Source organism: Alsobacter sp. P4_H11, assembly GCF_056400925.1.
The window spans coordinates 69,294-91,867 of the sequence record NZ_JBFUKI010000005.1; the positions used below are offsets into that span (position 1 = coordinate 69,294).

21 protein-coding genes are annotated in these 22,574 nt (G+C 67.5%); 3 read left to right on the forward strand and 18 right to left on the reverse strand.

Going from position 1 to position 22,574, the window contains the following annotated elements:
• From AC1DSZ_RS10000 to AC1DSZ_RS10015, 4 genes are all read right to left on the reverse strand, one after another.
• Nucleotides 1-1,077, reverse strand: a complete 1,077-nt coding sequence (locus tag AC1DSZ_RS10000) for an ABC transporter ATP-binding protein (protein WP_476838222.1) — start codon at nt 1,075-1,077, stop codon at nt 1-3.
• 2 nt (nt 1,078-1,079) lie between these two features.
• Nucleotides 1,080-1,997: a carbohydrate ABC transporter permease gene (locus AC1DSZ_RS10005; RefSeq protein ID WP_476838489.1), complete on the reverse strand. Its 918-nt coding sequence runs from the start codon at nt 1,995-1,997 to the stop codon at nt 1,080-1,082.
• A gap of 17 nt (nt 1,998-2,014) precedes the next feature.
• Nucleotides 2,015-2,908: a carbohydrate ABC transporter permease gene (locus AC1DSZ_RS10010; protein ID WP_476838223.1), complete on the reverse strand. Its 894-nt coding sequence runs from the start codon at nt 2,906-2,908 to the stop codon at nt 2,015-2,017.
• Nucleotides 2,909-2,987: 79 nt separating this feature from the next.
• A complete protein-coding gene (locus tag AC1DSZ_RS10015) occupies nt 2,988-4,265 on the reverse strand; it encodes an ABC transporter substrate-binding protein (protein ID WP_476838224.1) in 1,278 nt (425 codons plus the stop codon).
• 155 nt (nt 4,266-4,420) lie between these two features.
• Here AC1DSZ_RS10015 and AC1DSZ_RS10020 point away from each other — a divergent pair, with 155 nt between their 5' ends.
• Complete coding sequence (locus tag AC1DSZ_RS10020) at nt 4,421-5,431, forward strand: LacI family DNA-binding transcriptional regulator (protein WP_476838225.1); 1,011 nt, start codon at nt 4,421-4,423, stop codon at nt 5,429-5,431.
• Here AC1DSZ_RS10020 and mgrA read toward each other — a convergent pair.
• The 9 genes from mgrA to AC1DSZ_RS10065 form a co-directional block, all read right to left on the reverse strand.
• On the reverse strand, nt 5,428-6,474 hold the full coding sequence (mgrA, locus tag AC1DSZ_RS10025; protein WP_476838226.1) for an L-glyceraldehyde 3-phosphate reductase: 1,047 nt from the start codon (nt 6,472-6,474) through the stop codon (nt 5,428-5,430). The two genes, AC1DSZ_RS10020 and mgrA, sit on opposite strands and share 4 nt — an antisense overlap.
• A 103-nt stretch (nt 6,475-6,577) precedes the next feature.
• Nucleotides 6,578-6,856 carry a DUF2934 domain-containing protein gene (locus AC1DSZ_RS10030; protein ID WP_476838227.1) on the reverse strand — a complete coding sequence of 93 codons (279 nt, stop codon included), beginning with the start codon at nt 6,854-6,856 and terminating at the stop codon, nt 6,578-6,580.
• Between the two features lie 94 nt (nt 6,857-6,950).
• Nucleotides 6,951-7,496: a tetratricopeptide repeat protein gene (locus tag AC1DSZ_RS10035; RefSeq protein ID WP_476838228.1), complete on the reverse strand. Its 546-nt coding sequence runs from the start codon at nt 7,494-7,496 to the stop codon at nt 6,951-6,953.
• 2 nt (nt 7,497-7,498) lie between these two features.
• Nucleotides 7,499-8,437, reverse strand: a complete 939-nt coding sequence (locus AC1DSZ_RS10040; RefSeq protein WP_476838229.1) for a type II secretion system F family protein — start codon at nt 8,435-8,437, stop codon at nt 7,499-7,501.
• An 8-nt stretch (nt 8,438-8,445) separates the two neighbouring features.
• The gene (locus AC1DSZ_RS10045; protein WP_476838230.1) at nt 8,446-9,411 is read right to left on the reverse strand and encodes a type II secretion system F family protein; all 966 of its coding nucleotides are present in this window, start codon (nt 9,409-9,411) and stop codon (nt 8,446-8,448) included.
• Nucleotides 9,412-9,414: 3 nt separating this feature from the next.
• The gene (locus tag AC1DSZ_RS10050; protein WP_476838231.1) at nt 9,415-10,929 is read right to left on the reverse strand and encodes a CpaF family protein; all 1,515 of its coding nucleotides are present in this window, start codon (nt 10,927-10,929) and stop codon (nt 9,415-9,417) included.
• Between the two features lie 97 nt (nt 10,930-11,026).
• On the reverse strand, nt 11,027-12,178 hold the full coding sequence (locus tag AC1DSZ_RS10055; protein WP_476838232.1) for a CpaE/TadZ family protein: 1,152 nt from the start codon (nt 12,176-12,178) through the stop codon (nt 11,027-11,029).
• 15 nt (nt 12,179-12,193) lie between these two features.
• On the reverse strand, nt 12,194-12,496 hold the full coding sequence (locus AC1DSZ_RS10060) for a hypothetical protein (protein WP_476838233.1): 303 nt from the start codon (nt 12,494-12,496) through the stop codon (nt 12,194-12,196).
• Nucleotides 12,480-13,865: a type II and III secretion system protein family protein gene (locus tag AC1DSZ_RS10065; protein ID WP_476838234.1), complete on the reverse strand. Its 1,386-nt coding sequence runs from the start codon at nt 13,863-13,865 to the stop codon at nt 12,480-12,482. Before AC1DSZ_RS10065 ends, AC1DSZ_RS10060 begins: the two co-directional genes overlap by 17 nt.
• Before the next feature lie 299 nt (nt 13,866-14,164).
• Between AC1DSZ_RS10065 and AC1DSZ_RS10070 the strand changes: the two genes are divergently transcribed.
• Nucleotides 14,165-14,773, forward strand: a complete 609-nt coding sequence (locus AC1DSZ_RS10070) for a hypothetical protein (protein ID WP_476838235.1) — start codon at nt 14,165-14,167, stop codon at nt 14,771-14,773.
• Between the two features lie 2 nt (nt 14,774-14,775).
• On the opposite strand, the gene cyoD is transcribed toward AC1DSZ_RS10070, so the two are convergent.
• From cyoD to cyoA, 4 genes are read right to left on the reverse strand one after another with little or no spacing between them, the layout of a single operon-like run.
• Nucleotides 14,776-15,165 (reverse strand): cytochrome o ubiquinol oxidase subunit IV, encoded by a 390-nt coding sequence (gene cyoD / locus AC1DSZ_RS10075; RefSeq protein ID WP_476838236.1) that lies wholly within the window; start codon nt 15,163-15,165, stop codon nt 14,776-14,778.
• Nucleotides 15,162-15,836, reverse strand: coding sequence for a cytochrome o ubiquinol oxidase subunit III (gene cyoC, locus AC1DSZ_RS10080; RefSeq protein ID WP_476838237.1), 675 nt, complete (start codon nt 15,834-15,836; stop codon nt 15,162-15,164). Before cyoC ends, cyoD begins: the two co-directional genes overlap by 4 nt.
• Nucleotides 15,833-17,839: a cytochrome o ubiquinol oxidase subunit I gene (gene cyoB, locus AC1DSZ_RS10085; RefSeq protein ID WP_476838238.1), complete on the reverse strand. Its 2,007-nt coding sequence runs from the start codon at nt 17,837-17,839 to the stop codon at nt 15,833-15,835. The genes cyoC and cyoB overlap by 4 nt, the downstream gene beginning before the upstream one ends.
• Nucleotide 17,840: 1 nt before the next feature.
• Nucleotides 17,841-18,740: a ubiquinol oxidase subunit II gene (gene cyoA, locus AC1DSZ_RS10090; protein WP_476838239.1), complete on the reverse strand. Its 900-nt coding sequence runs from the start codon at nt 18,738-18,740 to the stop codon at nt 17,841-17,843.
• A 669-nt stretch (nt 18,741-19,409) separates the two neighbouring features.
• On the opposite strand from cyoA, the gene AC1DSZ_RS10095 reads away from it, so the two are divergent.
• Entirely contained in the window at nt 19,410-19,826 is a 417-nt protein-coding gene (locus tag AC1DSZ_RS10095) for a DUF1236 domain-containing protein (RefSeq protein ID WP_476838240.1), read from the forward strand.
• Nucleotides 19,827-19,912: 86 nt separating this feature from the next.
• Here AC1DSZ_RS10095 and ligD read toward each other — a convergent pair whose 3' ends face one another.
• On the reverse strand, nt 19,913-22,564 hold the full coding sequence (gene ligD / locus AC1DSZ_RS10100) for a DNA ligase D (RefSeq protein ID WP_476838241.1): 2,652 nt from the start codon (nt 22,562-22,564) through the stop codon (nt 19,913-19,915).
• Between the last annotated feature and the right edge of the window lie 10 nt (nt 22,565-22,574).

The following is a 22,574-nucleotide window of genomic DNA, read 5'->3' on the forward strand; positions in this document are numbered from 1 at the left end:
TCAGAGCCGACGGCCGGAGGCGGCGTCGAAAAGGTTCAGCTTGTCGGGCGGCAGGCGGATCGGCATGGGCGCGCCGGGCGCGGCCACGGCCTCGGCGGACAGGCGCATGGAGACGGGGTGCTTGCCGAGGCGCAACCAGGCCAGTTGATCGGACCCCATCGGCTCAACCATCTCGACCGTGGCGTTGATCTCCATGCCGGCCTCGACATGCTCGGGCCGCACCCCCAGCTCGATGGGCGCGCCCGGCTGCAGGCGATCCTGGAAGGCGTAGCCATCGAGGCTGGCCGATATTCCGTCCGCCCTGAACCACGGCAAGCCGTCGCGGACCTCATAGGATCCCGGCACGAAGCTCATGGCGGGCGAGCCCACGAAGGAGGCGACGAAGCGGTTGGCGGGCGTTCGATAGATCTCGTTGGGCGTGCCGAGCTGCTGGATCACGCGGTCCTTCATGACCGCGATCCGATCGGCGAGCGTCAAAGCCTCGATCTGGTCGTGCGTGACGTAAATCATCGTCGCCGCAAGGCGATGGTGCAGTCTCTTGATCTCGACTCTCAACTCGGCCCGGAGCTGCGCGTCGAGGTTGGAGAGCGGTTCGTCAAAGAGGTAGACGCCCGCGTCGCGCACCAGCGCCCGGCCGATCGCCACGCGCTGGCGCTGGCCGCCCGAGAGCTCGGCGGGGCGCCGGTCCAGCAACTCGGTGATTTTCAGCATGGCGGCCGCCGCGGCGACGCGCGTCTCGATCTCGGCGGCCGGCATGCGGGCGACCTTGAGGCCGAACGACATGTTGCCGCGCACCGTCATGCGCGGATAAAGCGCGTAGGACTGGAACACCATCGCGATGTCGCGGTCCTTCGGCTCCTCCCAGGTGACATTGCGCCCGCCGATCCAGACCTGCCCGGCCTGCACGTCGATCAGCCCCGCGATGGCGTTCAGCAGCGTGGACTTGCCGCAGCCGGAGGGCCCAAGCAGCACCAGGAACTCGGATTGGGCGACCTCGAGATCCAGCTTCTCCAGCACGCGCACGGCGCCGAAGGAGATCTCGACACCGCGGATGGAGACGTCGCAGCGTTTCGTCATGGTCAGCCTTTCACCGCGCCGGAGGCGATGCCGCGGACGAACCAGCGTCCGGACGCGAAATAGACGACCAGGGGAACGAGCGCCGTCAGGATCGTGGCGGCCATGTCGACGTTGTAGGCGCGCTCGCCCTGGGTCGAGTTGACGATGTTGTTGAGCTGCACGGTCATCGGCAGGTTCTCGCGACCGGCAAAGACGAGCCCGAGGATGAAGTCGTTCCAGATGCCGGTGACCTGCAGGATCACGGCGACGATCAGCATGGGCGTCGCCATGGGGAGCATCACGGACCAGAAGATCCGGAAGAAGCCGGCGCCGTCGACCCGCGCCGCCTTGAACAGCTCGATCGGCAGCGAAACGAAGTAGTTGCGAAACAGCAGCGTCATCGTCGGCAGGCCGAAAACGGTGTGAATGACGACGATGCCCGGGATGGAATTGTTGATGCCCACGAAGGCGAAGACGCGCACCAGCGGGTAGATGAAGATCTGGTAGGGCACGAAGGCGACGATCATCAGCGCGCCGAAAAGCACGCCCGAGCCCCTGACGCGCCAGAACGAGAGCGCGTAGCCGGTGAGCGCGCCCACCGCGATGGAGGCGATCACGGACGGCACCAGAATGGCGACCGAGTTGAAGAAGCCGACGCTGATGCCGCTGCAGCTGAGGCCCGTGCAGGCCGAGGACCAGGCCTTGATCCAGGGCTCGATGGTGGGCGCCAGCGGCAATGACAGGATCGCGCCGGAGCGGATCTCGCTCATCTCCTTCAGCGACGTGACCACCATCACGTAGAGCGGCGTCAGGAAGAACAGCGCCGTGATGGCCAGGAAGGCGTAGAGGCCGACCCGGGCGGGCGTGAGGCGCCGCGGGCGCGCGCCGCTGGGCTCGAGACTGCGGGCGGAAGACGGCGCATTCGGCCAGGCCGGGCGCATGGTGTCGGCGGGAGCGGTCACGCGTGCGCCCTCCCGGTCCGGCGGCTCTGCCAGTAAAGCCAGGGCCCGACCACGGCCGCGACCGTGATGAGCATGGAGGTGGCGGCCGCGGTCGCGAGGCCGAGATTGCCGCGCTCGAACAGGTGGTCCATCACGAACTTGGCCGGCACCTCTGAGGCGACGCCGGGGCCGCCATTGGTCATCGCGACCGAGAGGTCGTAGAGCCGCACCACGCTGGTGGCGAGCAGCACCGACGCGGTGGCGAAGCTCGCGCCCAGCATCGGGATCACGACCGAGAGATACACCCGCCATGGCGGCAGGCCGTCGACGCGCGCGGCCTTCCAGATATCCTCGTCGATGCCGCGCAGGCCCGCCAGCATGATCGCCATCACGAGCCCGGCGGCGTGCCAGACCGCGGCGAAAACCAGGGTGTAGATGACCATGTCCTGGCGGACGATCCAGTCGAACCGGAAGTCCGCGAAGCCGAGGTCGCGGCCCATCTTCTCGATGCCAAAGGTGGGGTTCAGCAGCCACTGCCAGACGAGGCCGGTGACGATGAAGGACATCGAGAACGGGTAGAGGAAGATCGAGCGCAGCAGGTTTTCGCCCCGCACGCGCTGGTCGATCGCCACCGCCAGCAGGAAGCCGAGCGCGATGCTAACGAGCATGAACAGCACGCCGAACACCGCCAGATTGCCAACCGAGACCTGCCAGCGCTCGTTGGCGAACAACGCCTCGTATTGCCTGAGGCCGACGAAATTCGAGCTCGGCAGCATTCGCGACGACGTCATCGAGATCCAGATCGTCCATGCCGTGCAGCCGACATAGACGACGATGAGGATCGCGAGCGCCGGCGCAAGCCCGAGGAGCGCGGCGAAGCGGGATGCGAGGCGAGGCCTGATTGCGCGCATGGCGATCCTCCCACGGCGCTACGCGCGCCCGGAGCGAACGACAGGAAAACCGGCCCGCACCGGGCGGGCCGGCGCGGGGTCAGATCTGCTTCAGCGCCGCGGCGAACTTATCCGCGAACTGGTCCGTGCTCTGGGCGGGCGTGTTCCAGAAGGACGAGATCACGTCCTCCACCGCGCCGGTCACGGACGGCGGCGTCAGCAACTCCATGGCGGGCGCCTGCTGGGCCTTGTCGGCCGCCATCTTGGCTCCCTTCTGGGCGCAGATGTCCATCGAGCTCACGTCCACGTCGGTCCGGACGGGGATCGAGCCCTTCTTGGTGTTGAAAGCGATCTGCGTCTCGGGCTCCAGCATCAGCTTGGCCAGCATCACCTGCGTCTTGAGCTGGTTCGGATCCTTGGTCTTCGGAAACGCGAAGACGTCGCCGCCCATCACGTAGCCGCCGCCGGCCTTGCTCAGGATGGTGCAGCCAAATTCCTTGCCGGCCGTCTGGCCGGCCGCGATGAACTCGCCCTTGGCCCAGTCGCCATTGACCTGGAAGCCGGCCTTGCCCTGAATCACGAGCGCGGACGCGTCGTTCCAATTGCGGCCGGGCGCGCCCGGATCGACATAGCCGCGCAGCTTGCCATAGGTCTCGGCGACATTCTTGAACGCGGCGCTCTTCACGGCGGCCGGGTCTTTCTTGCCGTAAACCGCTTGCCAGAGCTCCGGGCCGCCCTGCCCGATCAGCACGGCGTTGAACAGGTTGCGTTCCCAGGTTTTCTGGCCGCTGAACGCAAGCGGGATCAGGCCGGCGGCCTTGATCTTGTCGAGGATCGGGATCAGGTCATCCCAGGTCTTGGGCTCCTCAGCCCCGACCTTTCTCAGAACCTCGGTGTTGTAGAACAGCCAGTTCTGGCCGTGGATGTTCACCGGCACGGCGAACATCTTGCCGTTGCGGGTGGTGGCCGCCAGGATCGGACCCGGGATCTTGTCCTTCCACTTCTGCTCGGTCGCGATCGCGTCAACGTCGTTGAGCAGGTCGTTCTCAACCAGCTCATCGAACTGCTTGCCGGTGTTGAACTGCATCATGGTGGGCGGCGTGCCGCCGACGGTGCGGTTGATGGCCGCCGTGCGGGCGTTGGCGCCGCCCGCGATCGCGGTGTCGACCCAGGTGCCGCCGGCCTTCGCGAACTGCTCGGCGAACACCTTCACGGCGGCGGACTCGCCGCCCGAAGTCCACCAATGGATCACCTCGGCCTTGTTGGCCTGGGCGACGGCCGGAGCTGTCCAGAGCGCCACACCGGCGAGAGCCGCGCCAAGCGTCGCGAAGTTTTTGACGGTCCTATGCGGCGCAGGCCGCGCACCCTTGCTGGTCATCGTTGATCCTCCCGCAGCATCGTCTTGAGCGCGATGCGTTTCGATTTGTAATCGATTACATTTCCGCATAGAGTGCCACACGAGGGGCGTGTGTCAAGCACCCCGCAGTCTAGCATGCGTCCGTTCGGCGCACGCGCGAAGGTTGGGCAACAGCAATGGGCGAGCGCCTGCCAAGGCCGAAGATCGACGATGTCGCCCGGCGCGCCGGGGTTTCGACCGCCACCGTCAGCCGCACGCTCGCCAATCCCGAACAGGTGAAGCCCAAGACCCGCGACGCCGTGATGCAGGCGGTGCGCGAGACCGGCTATGTGCTCAATGTCGCGGCTCGCAACCTGCGCACGAGCCGCACCCATGCGGTGCTCGCCGTTGTGCCGGACGTGTCCAACATCTTCTTTTCGCAGGTGCTGCAGGGCATCGCGGCGACGCTGCGGCCCGCCGGGTACAGCCTGATCATCGCCGATACGGGCAACGACCCCGAACGCGAGCGCGACCACGCCGATTTCGTGCGCGCCGGCCGGGTGGACGGCCTGCTGTTATTGAACGGGCGGCTGCTCTCGGCCGCAACCGGAGGGCCGGCCGGCGCCCCGACGGTCAGCCTCTGCGAACGCATTCCCGGCTCCGGCCTGCCGCATGTCGAGACCGCGAACCGCGAAGCCGCGCGGGCCATGACCGAGCGGCTGATCGAGCAAGGGCACAGGCGCATCGCCTATGTGGCGGGCCCGGCCGCCAACGTGCTGGAGCACGATCGCTTCGCTGGCTACCGCGAGGCCCTGGAGGCGCACGGCCTGCCGTTCGACGCCGCGCTGGTGCGGCCGGGCGACTTTTCCATCCGGGCCGGCGAAGAGGCCGCGCTCGCGCTGCTCGCCCTGCCCGAGCGGCCGGACGCGATCTTCGCGTGCAACGACGCTATGGCGATGGGGGCCATCCGGGCGCTTACCGCCGCCGGGCTCTCGGCGCCGGGCGACGTCTCGGTGGCGGGGTTCGACGACATCGAGTTCGCGGCGGCCTACAATCCGTCGCTCACCACGGTGCGGCAGGCCCGCACCGAGATCGGCGCGCGCGCCGCCGCCATGCTGGTGGACCTCATCGAAGGCCGCCAGCCGGCCTCGCGGGAGATCCGCTTGCCGGCCGAGGTCGTGATGCGCGACAGCACCCGTTCGCGCTAGCGCGACGGCCCTGCCCGCTCGGCCGAGGCCGCCCAGAGGTTCACGCCGCCCTCGACCGCATGCGTGTCGATTTCGGCGAGTTCCGCAGGCGTGAACTCCAGGTTCTTGAGAGCCGCGACGCAGTCTTCCACCTGCTCGGGCCGGCTCGCGCCGATGAGCGCCGAGGTGACCCGCCCGCCCCGGAGCACCCAGGCGAGCGCCATCTGCGCCAGCGTCTGGCCGCGCCGCCTCGCGATGGCGTCGAGCGCCCTGGCGCGGCCGATGTTCTCGTCGTTCAGGAACGTTGTGCGGAGCGACTTGCCGGCTGCGGCCCGGCTGTCGCCCGGCACACCCTGGAGGTATTTGTCGGTGAGCATGCCCTGCGCAAGCGGGGAAAACACGATTGAGCCCATGCCCTCCTGATCGAGCACGTCGAGGAGGCCGTCGTCCTCGATCCAGCGGTTGATCATCGAATAACTGGGCTGGTGGATGATGCAGGGCGTGCCGAGATCGCGCAGGATGCGGGCGGCCTCGCGGGTCCGCTGCGCGTTGTAGGACGAGATGCCGACATAGAGCGCCTTGCCCTGGCGCACGATCGCGTCGAGCGCCCCCATGGTCTCCTCGAGCGGCGTGTTCGGGTCGAAGCGGTGGGAGTAGAAAACATCCACGTAGTCGAGCCCCAAGCGCTTGAGGCTCTGGTCGAGGCTGGAGATCAGGTATTTGCGGCTGCCCCACTCGCCATAGGGACCCGGCCACATGCGGTAGCCGGCCTTGGTGGAGATCACGAGTTCGTCGCGCAGGCCGGCGAAGTCGGCGCGCAGGATCTCGCCGAAGGCGCTCTCGGCCGAGCCGGGAGGCGGGCCGTAGTTGTTGGCCAGGTCGAAATGCGTGATGCCGAGATCGAACGCCTTGCGGGCGATCGCGCGGGCGGTGTCCTGCGGACGGTCAAGGCCGAAATTGTGCCAAAGACCGAGCGAGATCGCGGGCAGCATCAAGCCGCTGCGGCCTACCCGGTTGTAGATCATGCCGCTCTCATAGCGGTCGGCGGCGGGCTGGTGGGGCAAGGCGGGCTCCTGGCGCTTTGATGGGCGTGCATCAGACACGCCGGACGACCCTGCCGCAACCATGACGGCCGCATGGCGGCCGTGTCCCGGCGGCGCGACCGCGTCAGCGACGACGGCCGGACGCGCCCTCCCCGGCCGTGCTGGCGGCTTCGGACGGTGTCGAGCCGGCCGGCGCCTTCTTGCTGCGTACGCTACGGCCGGATTTCGTCGCCGCGCCCGCGGAGGCCTGTGTCTCGACCGCCTCAACGGCGCTGCCGGCGGGTGTGGAGAGTTCGCGGAAGGCCTGGTCCCAATGGTCCTGGTCACGTCCGTGCGGCCGGCCTTCGTTCATCCAGATTTCATGCGCCCGCACGCGGATCCGCTGTTTCAACTCCTCGTCCATGCTCGTTCTCCGGGATTCCTGACCGAAAACGACGCCGCCGCGCCGCCGTTCCATCCGCGGAGAGAGAGGTTCGAGAGCGGCTAAAGCGTCAGCGTCAGCGGCCGGGGCGCGCGGCGCGGACCTGCCTGTCCAACTCCTGGAGGTTGGCGGCGATCTCGGGATTCTCCGGATCTCTCGCCAGGCCGGCGGAGAGGTTCTGGCTGGCCAGCTTGTAGTTGCGGCGCTGCAGATAGGAATAACCGCGATTGTTCAGATAGGCGGGCGTGCGGCCGCCGATCTGTTCGGCCTTGGCGTAGGCCCGATCGGCGAGATCGTAGCGGCGCAACTGGTCGTAGGACGCCGCCAGGCCGAGCCACGCTTCGGCGGTCGCGCCGGGGCTCTCGACGGATTTGCGGAAATGCATCTCGGCCAAGCCGTATCGTCCGGCGGCGAAGTGCTTCTGACCGAGTTCGAGATCGGCCTGCCCTTCCGGGACCGGCGTCGCCGCAACCTGCACCACCGTGGTGGCGGCCGGGGAAGGAGCCACGGCGCTCACCTCGAGGGTCGCCTCGCCGCCTGGCGCCAGCACGGGATTGCAGCCCGCAAGGCCCAACGACGCAAAGCCGGCCAGAGCAAGGGACAGGAACGAGGCGATGCGCATTGTCAGGAATTCGCGAAGGAGGACATGACCCGGACGCCGGCCGGATAGAGCAGCGTAATGATCAGAACAGGGAAGACGAAAACCGTTAAGGGAACCACAAGCTTTGCCGGCAGCGCGTAGGCCTTTTCCTCTGCGCGCGACATGCGCTTGTTGCGCATCTCGTCGGAGTAAACGCGCAGAGACTGCGAGAGGCTGGCGCCCAGCTCGGTGGATTGCTGCAGCAGAGCTGCGAACGTTACGGCTTCTTCCAGCCCAAGACGCTGGCCGAGACGGTTCAACGCCTCGCCCATCGGCGTTCCGGCGCGGATTTCCAGCGACACCATGGCGAGGTTTTCGGCCAGCCACGGATAGGATTGAACGAGCTCGCGCGAAATGCGGTCTATGGCGGATTCCATCGGCAGGCCGGCCTCGGCGCAGACCACCATGAGGTCCATGAAATCCGGAAACCCCATCCGGTAGGATTCGACCCGCGCCTTGATCCGCCGACCGACATAGAAGTCCGGGCCGAAATACCCCATGCCCGCCACGGCGGCCGTCCAGACCAGCAGATTGGCGTCGCTCTCGGCCAGCCAGAGCGTGAGCGCCGTTCCGGCTCCGCCCAACACCGCGCCGGCGAGGCGGGCGCCGAAGAACAGGGGCACGGCCGAGGGCGAGAGGAAACCCGCCTGCACGAGGCGCTGGCGCAGTTGGCGCTGCTCGCGCGCGTCCGCGCCCGCGAGGATGGGCGCGATATAGGCGGACAGGCGCTCCAGCGCGGCCCCGCCCTCATGGATGGCCGCGGGCGCGAGGCTGGGCGCGGCGCGGCGGCGCACCTGCCGGCGCACGCGCATCAGCGTCCACGCCACGCCCGCGACCACCGCGAGCGCGACGAGCGTGAGCGCGCCCCCGAACAGAAGATCGGCATCGAGGCCGGACAGGAGGTCGGTTTCGGGCGCGTCCATGGCGGCTCTCAGAATTTGAAGTTGATCATGCGCCACATGATGAGGTTGCCCACCATCATCCAGCCGAGCGACCCGCCCAGCACGTAAGGGGCCGAAGGCTGGCCCCACACGTCGCCGTAGAATTCCGGGCTGATGACGTTGATGGCCATGAACACGAAGACCGGCATGGCGTTCAGGATCGCGGCCGCGACCTTGCCTTCGGCCGAGAGGCCCTTGACCTTGCGGCGCATCTTGAAGCGCTCGCGAATGACCTTGGCGAGGTTCTCGAGGATCTGGCCGAGATTGCCGCCCGTAGTCGACTGGATCGCGATGGACGTGACGAACAGCGCGAGATCCTCCTGCCCGACCCGGGCCAGCATGCTGCGCATCGCGCCCTCGAGATCGGCGCCGTAGGTGATCTCGTCCGCGATCATGCCGAACTCCGAGCCGAGCGGGTCGGGCATCTCGCGGGCCACCATCGCGATGGCGATCGGCACCGGGTAGCCGGCTCGCAGACTGCGCACCACGACGTCGATGGCCTGCGGCAGTTGCTCGGCGAACTTGGCCTGCCGGCGCTTGCGCAGGAACAGCAGCGCGCCGAGCGGCAGCGCGGTCCCGGCAGCCAACGCCGCCACCAGCGCCAGCGTCGGTTCGAGCGTGGCCGAGTATGCGCCGCCGCCCGCCAGCAGCGGCAGCGCGACAAGCCCCGCGATGAGCGGCGGCCCCATGCGGACGCCCGACTGGAGGGCGAGCTGCTGGAGCCAGCCGGACCACGACGCATGCCCGTCGGCGTTCAGGCCGCGCTCGCGGCGAAGCTGCACGAGCACGCGTTCGGGCGCGTCGCCCTTGCCGCCGAGCGACAGGCGCCGATTCACGCGGGTGCGGTAGTCCTTCTTGTCGTAGACGAGCAGGTACAACGCTTCCACGACGAGCACGACCGCCAGGGCGACGAGGCCGAGCACCGCGTAGACGGGATCGATGTCGAGGGCGTCCATGCGTCAGAGCGGCTTGGACGGGTCGAAATGCGAGGACGGGATGTTGACCCCGTGGGCGACCAGCTCCTGCAGGAAGCGCGGCCGGATGCCGGTGGCCACGTGATGGCCCTGGATCGTGCCGTCCGGGTCCGTGCTGGTGCGCACGAACTTGTAGATCTCCTGCATCTGGATGATGTCGCCTTCCATGCCGGTGATCTCGGCCACCGAGGTGACGCGGCGCTTGCCGTCCGAGAGACGCTGCAGTTGCACGATCATCCGCACGGCGGCGGAGATCTGGCCGCGGATCGACGTCTGGCTGAGCGGCAGGCCGGCCATGCCGATCATCTGCTCCAGGCGCGAGATGGCCTCGCGCGGGTTGTTGGCGTGGATGGTCGCCATAGACCCTTCGTGGCCGGTGTTCATGGCCTGCAGCATGTCGAAGGCTTCTTCGCCCCGGCACTCGCCGAGGATGATGCGCTCGGGTCGCATGCGCAGGGCGTTCTTGACGAGGTCGCGCTGGCGGATCTCGCCCTTCCCTTCAAGGTTCGCGGGCCGCGTCTCCATGCGCGCGACGTGGGGCTGCTGGAGCTGCAGCTCCGCCGCATCCTCGATGGTGATCAGGCGCTCGGTGGGCGAGATGAACGCCGAGAGGGCGTTCAGCATCGTGGTCTTGCCCGAGCCGGTGCCGCCCGACACGATGGTGGTGATGCGGGCCTTCACGGCCGCGGCCAGCAGCTCGGCCATTTGCGGCCGCACGGCCCCGATCTCGACCAGGCGGTCCAGCGACAGCTTCGACTTGGAGAACTTGCGGATCGACACCAGCGGGCCGTCCACCCCGATGGGCCGCACCGCGCAGTTGAAGCGCGAGCCGTCGGCCAGCCGCGCGTCGCAAAGCGGGCTCGACTCGTCGACGCGGCGGCCCACCGCCGAGACGATCTTCTGGATGATGCGCATCAGGTGCGCCTCGTCCTTGAACAGCGACGGAACCTGCTCGAGCACGCCCCTGCGCTCCACAAAGACGTTCTCGTGGCCGTTGATGAGGATGTCGGCGATGCTCGGGTCGCGCAGCAGCGGCTCCAACGGGCCGAGGCCCGTCATCTCGTCCAGCACCTCGGAAACGAAGGCGTCCAGCTCCTTGGCGTTGAGCGGCAGGCGCTCGGCCACGACCCAGCCGGAAATGATGGCGTGGATCTCGCGCCGCAGCTCCTGCTCGGGAAGCTTTTCGAGGCTGGCCAGGTTCAGCTCCTCGATCAGCCGTTTGTGGAGGCGCACCTTGGCTTCGAGCAGTTTGGGCTTGATGGGCGCCGACGCGAGTTCGGGCGCGGCCTGGGCCACCGGCGCTGGCGCGACCAGGGTGGGGACCGGCGCGGGCGGCTCGGCCGCAACGGCGGCATCGGCCGGTATGGGGTAGATCGAGACCGCGGGCGCGGGCGGCAGTTCGGGCGCTGCGTGGTGCAACGGCTCATAGACCGGCGACGGCGGCTCGGCCGGCCAGGCGGGCGAAGCGGCGGTGCGGCGATTGGAAAAGCGTCCGAGCATGGGTTGGGGTCGCCGATCTTGAAGCGAGGCAATGCTGGCGGGCAGGTGTGAAAATCGCCGAAGGCCGCAAGGTAAAATTGCAGCTTTCGCCACGTTCTCAGGCGCGGGCGACAGGCGAGAGCACGATCTTGCGGAGATCCGCCGAGACGTTGCTGCCCGCCTTCACGGACTCAAGCGGCAAGCCCCGATCGATGGCTTCGCGCACAAGCGGATAGTTGTTGGCCACCGTGCCGGCGAAGAACGCCCCGAGCGCGCTTTCGGCGTCGGTCTTGCGCAGGCCGGTGCCGAAGAGCGAGGTCTGCTGGAAGCGGTTGACCACCACGCGCGGCTCGACCTCGGGCAGCCGCTCGGACACCGCCTTGGCGAGGTTGCGGCCCTGCCGGAGCCCTGGCACGGTCATGTCGGTGACCAGGAACACCGTGTTGGAGCCGCCCAGCACCGCGTCCGTCCAAGGATCCCAACGGCGCGGCAGGTCGATCACGACGTTGCGGAAGCGGGCGGAGACGAGGTCGAGCACGCGCAGCACGAAGTCCGGACTGACATCGTTGGGCTGCGCCGGCCGGCCGGGAGCCGCAAGCACCGACAAGCCCGACCCGTGCAGGCTGAGCATGACCTCCAGCAGTTGCTGGTCGAGCCGCTCGGGGTAGCGGCCCACCTCCTCGACGTTGAGGCGGGGCTCGATGTCGAGATACTCGGCGCAGGAGCTGCTCTGGAAGTCGAGGTCGACCAGGCAGGTCGACGGCTCCTTGCCATCGCGCAGCAGGATCATGGCGGTCTCGATCGCCAGGGTGGTGTTGCCGACGCCCCCCAGCGCCGGCAGCAGCGCATGCGTGCGGCCGGTCTGCTCCGGCATGGCCTGGCCGGCCCGCAGCGCCTGCACGCAGGATCTGAGCACGTCCTTGGGCTGCACGGGCTTGCGCAGGAAGTCCGCCACCCGGATCTGCAGGAACCAGCGCGCGAGGCCGTCGTCGAAGGCCTCGGTGAGCACGATCACGGGCGCGCCGGGGGCGACGGTCCCCATCAGCGTGCGCAGGCCCGCGAGGCTCTCCTGGCGCCGGGGATCGAGATCCACCACCACCACGGAGGCCTGCGCGGCGCGCGGATCGCGCGCGACCTGCTCGACCGGAAGAGCCGCAATAACGGGGCGCACCGACTGCACCGGCGCGAGCACGGCGGCGACGCCTTCCAGCAAAGCGGAGTCGGGGCCGATCAGGAGGATGGTGGAAGGCTGTTGGGCGTCTTGGGTCATGATTAAGCGGGAGGATCAGGGCGCTGCGGGGGGCGGCGCGAGCGTGACGGGGGCGAACACGGGGGCGCCGCTTGCGGCGACTCCGGCCGGCGCACGGCTCTCGTAGCGCTCGATTGCATCCGCGACGCGCCGCGCATTGGTGGGGATCGCCGTGTTGGCGGAGGACGCCGGCCAGGGATCGATGATGTGGATCGCCTTGTTCTGCGCGATGGCGTCGCCGGCCGCGATGTCGATGGTCTCGCGTCGCGCCAGGCTGTCCTGGCAAGCCGTCAGTGCCAGCATCAGGCCGAGCGCGATTTCCTTACTGCACCGCCGCATCGCGGACCCTCTTCGATTCCAGAATGTAGCCGCCGGCGCGCGCCGGACGCTCGGGCCCCGGGCCGGTCGTGCGCCCGAACAGGACGCGGTCGATGTCGTTGGCCATCGGCGACTGGTCCAGCGGAGTGCGCAGCCGCTCGCCGGGCCGCGCCGGGCGGACGAGGTGGGGGGTGACGATGATGGCGAGGTCCGTCTCCTTTTTCTCGAACGAGGCGGAGCGGAACAGGGAGCCGATCACCGGGACGTCGGCCAGCCACGGCAGTTGCTGCTGCGTTTCCTGGTTGACGCTCTGCAGGAGGCCCGCAATCGCGAAGCTCTGGCCGTCGCGCAGCTCGATTACCGTGGAGGCGCGGCGCACGATCAGCGCCGGAATGGCGATGCCAGCCGTGCGGATGGCGTTGTTGACGTCGAGCTGGCTGACCTCGGGCTCGATGCGCAGGTTGATGACGCCGTTGCCCAGCACGGTGGGCGTGAAGGTGAGGCCGACGCCGAACTTCTTGTAGTCGACGGTGATCCGGCCCTGGTCGGCCTGGATCGGGATCGGGAACTCGCCGCCGGCCAGGAAGCTCGCCTTCTCGCCCGACATGGTGATGAGGTTCGGTTCGGCGAGGCGCCGGGCGAGGCCCTTCTCCTCGAGCGCCTGAACGAGAACATCGGCCTGAACGCCGCTCGACAAGACGCGCCCGACCACCGCGCCGAACGGCGTGCCGCCGGACGCGAGGCCGCCCGTGCCGGATGCGGCGGCGAAGTTCAGCGCGCCCTTCAGCGGATCGCCATAGTTGTTCCCGACTGCGCGCCAATTGACGCCGAGATCCTTGCCGGCGGAGCGCGAGGCCTCGATGAAGCGGACCTCGAGCATGACCTGCTGCGAACCGCGCACCTGCATGGCGTTCATGACCTCGGGGCCGTACTGGCGGGCGAGGTTCACGGCCTTGGCGGCCGCGACGCCGTCCTCGACCTCGCCGCTCAGCACGGTCTTGCCATTGGCGGTCGAAATGCGGGCGCCGCGAGAGCCGAGGCGGTCGATGTCGGCGGCAAGGCGCGGCGTGTTGTAGGTGACCTCGACCTCGACCACGCCGACGAGCTGCTTCAGGCCGTCGAAGATGGACACGTTGGTCGTGCCGGCCTTCTTGCCCAGGATGTAGAGGCTTCGATCCGTCAGCGGCATGACATCCGCTATCTCGGGATCGCCGACCACGAGGTCGACGAACGACCGCGCCATCTGAACGGTCTTCGACTTGCCCTGAATGACCTGGGCCGAGCTGACCGAGCCGAGCGCGGCGACGCGGGTTTCGGCCGCAAGGCCCGCCGAGAGGCTCGCAAAGGACGCGAGAGCCAGCGCCGAGATGCCGATGATGGAGGAACGCACTGGATGTTCTCGCCCGAAAGTTGTGGGTCGAGCACACCGGTTGCGGCTTAACGAGGTCCTAAGACGAATCGCGAATGCGCGTTGAGCGTAAATGGATCAGGCCGCCTGACGCGTCTATTTGAAACAAATTTCTGATCTATTCGTCCAATCGAAGGTGATGCTCCGTTTATCGCAAGCTGCAATAGGCGCTAATACGCGACGCCTGCATCACGGATCGTCCGAATTTTAGCGATCCAGGCAAGTATCCCCCCATCGGTGTCCGTTCTGCTTGGTTTCATCTGAGCACCGAGGCAGACGCCATGCTTGCACAGCTGCACCATACCGGAACACCCCTCCCCCGCCCGCGTGGGCTGACGCTGGACTCCGCGGCGCGCACGGCCGCCATAACCGCGTTGGCGCTGGCCGCCTTGTGCGCGGTCGCGGCGGCCCGCTGGACGGCCACCGCGAATGCGGAGGCCGAGGCGCGCGAAGCCCGGGCGCTGGCGGCGTCGTTTGCGGGTTGGAAGCCCTTCGCCGCGCAGCCGGCGCTGGACGTCACGCGGGCGTTGCCGGTCGCGGTCGCCCCGCCGCCGTCCCCGCCAGCAATGATCGAGCGCGACTTCACCCGCCTCACGGCCGTCGACGCGCAGACGCTGGACGCGGGCGACTTCCATATTCGCTTGACCGACATCGTTGCGCCGCCCGCCGGAGAACAGTGCCGGCGCCTCGACGGCGTCTCCGAGCCCTGCGCCGTGCGGGCGACGACGAGGCTCGATCTGCTGGTGAAATGGCGCGTTACGACGTGCCGATACACGATGGAGAGCCCGTCTTTGGCTGTCGGCTCTTGCCGGGTGGGCTCCGCCAGCCTCGCAAGCCGCCTTGCGGCGCCGACCGCTCCGCCCGCCGCCGGGGTGCGCAACGAGAGCTGACGTCAGCGCTGCATGCGCATCATCTCGTCCATCGGCATGGTGTTGTGAGCGAGGTGGCTCATGATCCAGATCGAGCCGCCGATCACCAGGAAGACGATCAACACCCCGAAGGCGAGCGCCAGGACATTGTTGGTGTTGTCCGGCGAGGTGGTGATGTGGAGAAAGAACACCAGGTGCACGCCCATCTGCGCGATGGCGAAGACCACGAGCGCGATCGGGACCGCCGGCCCCCAGACAAGCCCCGTGGTGGGCAGCGCGAACGAGATCACGGTCAGCAGCGTGGCGAGCCCGAGCCCCAGCAGGTAGCTGCGGAAGCCGGAGGCGATATCGCCCTCCATGCGCAGTTCGTCGCCCGGCGCGCTGTCGTAGTCGTCATGCTCATGCCCGCTCATGCGCCTGCTCCCAAAAGATAGACGACCGTGAACAGCGCCACCCAGATGATGTCCAGCGCGTGCCAGAACAGGCTGAAGCACATGAAGCGGCGGACGATGTCGGGTCGGAAACCCTTGGCGAAGATCTGCGCCATCATGGTCAGCAGCCACAGCAGCCCCGCGCCGACATGCAGGCCGTGGCAGCCTACGAGCGTGAAGAAGGCTGACAGGAAGGCGCTGCGCGTGGGCCCCGCGCCCTTGTCGACGAGCTCGATGAACTCGCGGATCTCGAGCAGGATGAAGGCCGCCCCGAACACGAAGGTCAGCGCCATCGCGGCGTAGAACCAGAGCGGCTTCCGCGCCTCGACTGACAGGCTCGCGAGCCCGCAGGTGAAGCTAGAGGCGAGCAGGCAGGCGGTCTCGATGGCGGTGATGCGCAGGTCGAAGAGTTCCGCGCCCGTCGGGCCGCCCGCGGTTGCGCCTCGCAGCACCGCATAGGCGGCGAAGAAGGCCGAGAACATCACAATGTCGCTGAGCAGGAATATCCAGAACCCATAGGCCACCACGATGCGCTTGGGCGCGGGGCCGCCCTCGCCATGGCCGGGCGCGCGGCTATGGGGATGGCCCGCATGGCCGACGCGGTACGGGTCGCCCCGCGATCCTTCGGAGCGGTTGATCTCTGCGGCGGTCATTCGGCTGGCCCCGCATAGGTTGAGAGCGCGTCCGTTCGGGCGCTTCGGTTCTGGCGATCGAGCCGCGCGACGTCATGGGCCGGGATGACGTATTCGGGCACGTCGCGCCAGGCGAACACCACGAAGGTCGCGTAGGCGCCGACGAAGCCGAGGCCGACCAGCCACCAGATCTGCCAGATCAGCGCGAAGCCCATGAGGGTGGCGAAGAACGCGCAGACGAAGCCTGTCGGGCTGTTGCGCGGCATTTCTATTTCCTCGTATTCGGGCTCGTCGCGCAGCTTGTTCTGCTCGCGGGCCCGCTGCTTGATCTCCCAATAGGGCTCCTCGGCGCTGACATTCGGGAGCGTGGCGAAGTTGAAGGTCGGCGGCGGCGAGGCCGTGGCCCATTCGAGCGAGCGGCCGTCCCAGGGGTCGCCGGTAACGTCACGCAGCTGGTCGCGCTGGCGGATGCTGACGACGAGCTGGATGATCTGGCAGGCGACGCCGGCCGCGATCACCACGGTGCCGAGCGCGGCCGCGATCATCCACGGATGCCAGGGCTCGAAATCATAGCGCTGCATGCGCCGCGTCATGCCGAGGAGGCCCGCGACGTAGAGCGGAATGAAGGTGAGGTAGAACCCCGCCAGCGTGAACCAGAACGCGGCCTTGCCCCAGCCCTCATGGAGCCGAAAGCCGAACGCTTTCGGGAACCAATAGGTCATGCCCGCGAAGGCCCCGAATATGACGCCGCCGATGATGACGTTATGGAAGTGCGCGACCAGGAACATGCTGTTGTGCAGCACGAAGTCCGCCGGCGGCACGGCCAGCAGCACGCCCGTCATGCCGCCGATCACGAAGGTCACCATGAAGCCGAGCGCCCACAGCATCGGCGTGGTGAAGCGGATGCGGCCGCCATACATCGTGAAGAGCCAGTTGTAGACCTTCACGCCCGTGCCGACCGCGATGATGCTGGTCGCGATGCCGAAGAACGCGTTCACATCCGCGCCCGCCCCCATCGTGAAGAAGTGGTGCAGCCAGACCATGAACGAGACGACGCAGATGAAGAGCGTCGCCGCCACCATGGAGCGATAGCCGAACAGCGGCTTGCTCGAGAAGGTCGAGATCACCTCGGAGAAGACGCCGAAGACCGGCAGGACGAGGATGTAGACCTCCGGATGGCCCCAGGCCCAGATGAGGTTCATGAACATCATCGGGTTGCCGCCGGCTTCGTTGGTGAAGAAGTGGAAGCCGAGATAGCGGTCCAGCGTCAGCATCGCGAGGGTGGCGGTGAGGATGGGGAACGCGGCGACAATCAGGAGGCTGGACGCCAGCGCGGTCCAGCAGAACATCGGCATGCGCAGGTAGCCCATACCGGGCGCACGCATCTTCAGGATGGTGGTGACGATGTTGACGCCGCCGATCAGCGTTCCCACGCCGGATATCTGCACCGCCCAGAGATAGTAGTCGACGCCCACGCCGGGCGAATACGTCGTCTCGCTGAGCGGCGGATATGGCAGCCAGCCGGTGCGGGCGAACTCGCCGATCACGAGCGAGATGTTGACCAGCAGCGCGCCCGTGGCGGTGAGCCAGAATCCGACGGAGTTCAGAGTCGGGAACGCGACGTCGCGGACGCCGAGCTGGAGCGGCACGACGAAGTTCATCAGGCCGATCACGAACGGCATGGCGCCGAAGAAGATCATGATCGTGCCATGCGCCGAGAAGATCTGGTTGTAGTGCTCGGGTGGAAGGAAGCCTGCGGCCTTGTACGCCACGGCATGCTGCGAGCGCATCATCACGGCGTCAGCGAAGCCGCGCAGCAGCATCACGCAGGCGAGCAGCACATACATGACGCCAATGCGCTTGTGGTCAACGCTGGTGATCCACTCGCGCCAGAGATAGGGCAGATGGCCGCCCAGCACGACCCAGGCGATGACGCCGAGGATCACGAGCGCGACCGACCCGGATGCGATCATCGGGATGGGCTCATGCCACGGAACGGCGTCCCAATTGAGCTTACCCAGCATGCTAGCCCCCCGGTCTCGGTGAAACATCCGGGCCACCCCGGCCCTGGTCGGGCCCCGGCTGCGCCGGCAGCTCCTGCGAGACGATGGCGTGGAAGAGATGCGGCTCGACCGCACGATAGGTGGCCGGCGGATCGAAGGAGCTCTTCTTGTTGAGCTGCGCATAGGCGGCGCGATCGAGGGGCGCGCCTGCGCCCCGCGCGGTCTGGACCCAGCCGTCGAATGCTTCGCCCGGCACGGCCTTCACGGTGAAGAACATGCCCGGGAAGCCGTCGCCGCTGAACATCGCCGAGCGGCCGACGAACTCGCCGGGCTGGTCGGCCTGCAGGTGCAACTGCGTGGCCATGCCGTTCATGGCGTAGATCATGCTGCCGAGCTGGGGCACGAAGAACACGTTCATGACGCTGGCGGAGGTCAGCGTGAAATGCAGCGGGCGGCCGGCCGGCACCACTAGCTGGTTCACGGCCGCGACGTTCTGCTCCGGGTAGATGAACAGCCATTTCCAATCGAGCGAAACGACCTGCACCTCGAGCGGCTTCTGATCCGATTCCAGCGGCCGGTAGGGGTCGAGCTGGTGCGAGCCGACCCAGATCACGCCGCCGAGGAAGAGAATGACGAGGGTCGGGATCGACCACACGATCAGCTCGATCTTGCCCGAGTAGACGAAGTCCGGCCGGTAGCGCGCGCGCGTGTTGGAGGCCCGGAACCACCATGCGAAGGCCAGCGTGGCCACGATGGTGGGGATCACGATCGCGAGCATGATCGCGAGCGAATTCAGCAGGATCGTGCGTTCAGCGGCGCCGACCGGACCTTTGGGATCCAGCACGCCATGCTGGCAGCCGGAGAGGCAGAGGCTGAGCGCCGCTAGGGGCACGGTTCTGAGAAGGAAGGCTCCGCGGCGCATGCCTCACCGCCTCGCGAGCTGCGACAGATCTGCACGGGTCCGCGCGGCCTCAGCCTCGTTGGAGACCCTGGTTGAGGCCGGAAGGAGGCTGCCGGCGACCACGCAGGCGATCACCATTGCGCCGAGCACAAACGCCACGGTGCGTGACTGCGCCGGTGGAACCGGTCGCACCAGTTCGGAGTGCTCAGCAACGCCTGATATGGGCAGGGACGAGCCCGATCTGCCGCTCGCCGGCGTGCTAGGCGCCGGCGCCGCTTGCGCAAGGGTGGTTTCGATTGAGCTCGCCATGAACGGCGCCCCCAAATATGGCGCAGCGTCGGTCTGCCGACACTGCGAACGCAAGCCTGGCGGCTTTCGACACGCGAACGCGAGCGTGGCGACGTAAGTTCCATTTTCGGACTCCCGGCTCGGTCATGGCCCGAACGAAGGCCCTTTCCGCCGGCGGCGGCTGGCCTGGCGCTGAAAACATCGTTCTTCTGAAAATGCCGGTCGCCAAGCACTCGACACCAGGGCGCCTGCCAGCTTGGGCAGAGCTTTGAGAGTTAACAGTAATAGCAGGTGTACTGAACATGATTGGGAAACCGTCTTCTTCATTGAGCATCAAACCGGGAACCGACTGGCTCAGGTCACGTTCTTGCTGCATCGATTAGACGCAGAGAGGACGATCAAATGAACAAGGCTATTCTCGCCGCGACGCTGTCGCTGGCTATGCTCGCTCCCGCCGCCGCTTTCGCGCAGTCCGGCCAGAGCGGAGCCGCCGCCGGCGCCGCCACGGGCGCGGTGGGTGGCGCCATCGTCGGTGGCCCGATCGGCGCGGCCGTTGGCGGCGTGACCGGCGCCATCGTAGGCGGCACGCTTTCCCAGCAGGAGAGCACCCGCGTTCACCAGTACGTCGTCGAGCAGCGTCGCCCCTCGGTGAGCTACCAGGAGCGTGTCGTGGTCGGCGAGCCCCTGCCGCAGACCGTTGAGCTCTATCCGGTCCCGGCCGATGTCGGCGTGAAGACGCAGTATCGCTATTCGGTGATCAACAACCGCACCGTGCTGGTCGATCCGTCGACCCGCCGCGTCGTTCAGGTCATCGAGTAATCGCTCGCCGCAACGCGGCGTGTATGAAGCGGCCCCGGAGCGATCCGGGGCCGTTTTCGTATGGGCCAGCACCGCGAGGAAGAGACCTAAGCCGCCTTGGCGGTCTTCTTCCGGCTCTTGCCAGGGCCGGACTTAGGCAGGGTCTGGCGCAGGTCAAAGAACCCGTCCCAAGGATCGGCCGCAAGAAAGTCAAGCCGCTGCCGCAGATTGTCGATGCGGAAGTGGTCGGCCTTCAAGGCCTCGGACAGTTCATCCCAGGCCAGCGGCGTCGACACCGGCGCTCCGTCGCGGGCTCTTGTCGAGAAAGCCGCGACCGCGGTGGCGCCGCGCCCGTTGCGCAGATAGTCCACGAAGATGCGGCCCTTGCGCAGGCGCTTGGCCATGTTCGAGACGTAGAGCGCCGGCGCATCCGCTTCCATGGCTTCCACCACCCGACGCGTATAGTCCTTCACGGTCTCCCAATCGGCCGAGGGCGTGAGCGGCGCAACGACGTGCAGGCCCTTGCCGCCGGACGTCTTGACGAAGCTTTTCAGCCCGTCCTGATCGAGCCGGCGTCGGACCGCCAAGGCTCCGTCGATCACTTGCGACCAGGTCACGTCTTCGCCGGGGTCAAGATCGAAGATGATCCTGTCGGGCTTCTCGATGTCGGCGATCGTCGATCCCCACGGGTGGATTTCCAGGACGCCGGCCTGCACCAGCCCGAGCAACCCGCGCAGGTCTTCGATAAAGGTCATCGGCTCCGCGTCGCCTACCTCGATGAAGCGGATGTCGGGCGACAGCCCTTCCCACCGGTGCTTCTGGAAGAAGCACTGCTTGCCCGCCCCGTTAGGGCAGCGGACGAGGCTCAGAGGGCGGTTCACGAGGTGGGGCAACGCCCAATCGGCGATGTCGGCGTAAAAGTCCGCCAGTCCCTGCTTGGTGACGCCGCCCTCTTCCCACAGCACCCGTTCGGGATGGGTGAGCCGCACGCCGGAGAGGTCCACCTCGGCAGCGGGCGCGGCGTCTGCGCGACCGGAGCCGCCCTCGCGCACGACCTCGGCGGGGGGCTTGTCGTCCCGCAGGCCCTTGAAGGCGGATTGGCGCAGGAGCTCATCGTTGGTCCAGCCGCGGAACTCGATCTCGGCGACGAAGCGCGGCTCCACCCAGCGCACGCCCTTGTCGGTTCCGGCGGGCGGCTTTCGGCCGAAGGCCGGCTTCTCGGCCGCAATGGCGGAAAGGCCTGCATAGAGGCTCTGAGCCTCGTCACCCGAGAAGCCGGTGCCAGACCGTCCCGCATAGATCAGCTTGCCGTCCTCGTAGTAGCCGAGCGCCAGGGAGCCGATGGAGCGCTTCGCGGCGGTCGACACCGTGTAGCCGATCACCACGAATTCCTGCCTGAGGACGCATTTGGCCTTGAGCCAATGCGAGCCCCGGTCTGGCGTGTAGGGCGCGTCCTTGCGCTTGGAGATGACCCCCTCAAGGCCGAGGCGGCATGCGTGCGTCAGCATGGTTCCGCCGTCATGCTCGAAATGCGCGCTGTAGCGCAGCGGCGAGCCTTCGGGGAGGTCGGTCAGCGCGGCTTCGAGCAGCTGCTTGCGCTCGATCTGCGGCGTCTTCGTCAGGTCGACGCCGTCGAGATAGAGCGCGTCGAAGACGTAGTAGACCATCCGGTCCTGCCGGCCCGCCTTAAGGTCCGCCTGCAGGCCGCCGAAACTCGGGACGCCGCTCTCGGCCTCCGACACGATCTCGCCATCGAGCAGCGCCGAGCCGAGGCCGAGTTGGCGCACCGCGTCAGCGACACGGCTGAAGCGCTCCGTCCAGTCGAGCCCCTTGCGGGTGAGAAGCTGCACCTCGCCGCCATCGAGGCGCGCCTGGATGCGGTAGCCGTCATATTTGATTTCGTGGATCCACTCGCCGCCATCCGGCGGCTCCTCGACGAGGGCGGCGAGGCTCGGCTCCAGGAACACCGGCAACAGGCCCTTCCGCGCCTTCGGGGCCTTGGCGGGCTTGATTGCGACCGCCTTGGCGGCCGGCGCAGCCTTGCTGGCCTGCCGAGAGGCGTGATCCACCCGGATGGCGCCCTCGGTTTGGAGGTCATCGTTGGTCTTGCCGCTCAAAAAGGAGCGGTTCTCCTCAAGCACGTCGGGCTGGTCGGCCGTGCGGGCAAATTCGTCGTCGCCTTTCAGCAGCAGCCACTGCTCCTTCTTCTCATGCGGGCGAGGCCGCATCCGCACGAGATGCCAACGCCCGCCCAGACGCGCGCCTTCCAGCACGAAGTCGAGATGGCCCTTCGCAAGGGCCTTGTGCGGGTCGTGCTCCGGTCTCCACGTCCCGCGATCCCACACGATCATGGTTCCGCCGCCATACTCGCCCTGCGGGATCACGCCCTCGAATTCCAGGTATTTCATCGGGTGGTCTTCGGTCTGCACCGCCAGGCGTTTCTCGCCGGGGACGAGACTGGGGCCGCGCGTCACCGCCCAACTTTTCAGAACGCCGTCGAGCTCGAGCCGCAGGTCGTAGTGGAGCCGCCGCGCCGCGTGCTTCTGGACCACGAATTGGGCGCCCTGCCCTTTGGCGACCTCGGCGCCCGGCTCGCTCGTGCGCGTGAAATCGCGCTTCTCCCGGTAGAGCTTGAGGGGATCGGCCACCTCCTCGGTGGAAGCCGGCGCAGGTCCGGCTTTGGCGGGCTTCTTCGCCCGGCCATTTGGAGCTGAAGCCTTCGGTGCGGCCGCCTTGGCGGCGGACTTTCGAACTGCCAAAGCGACCTCC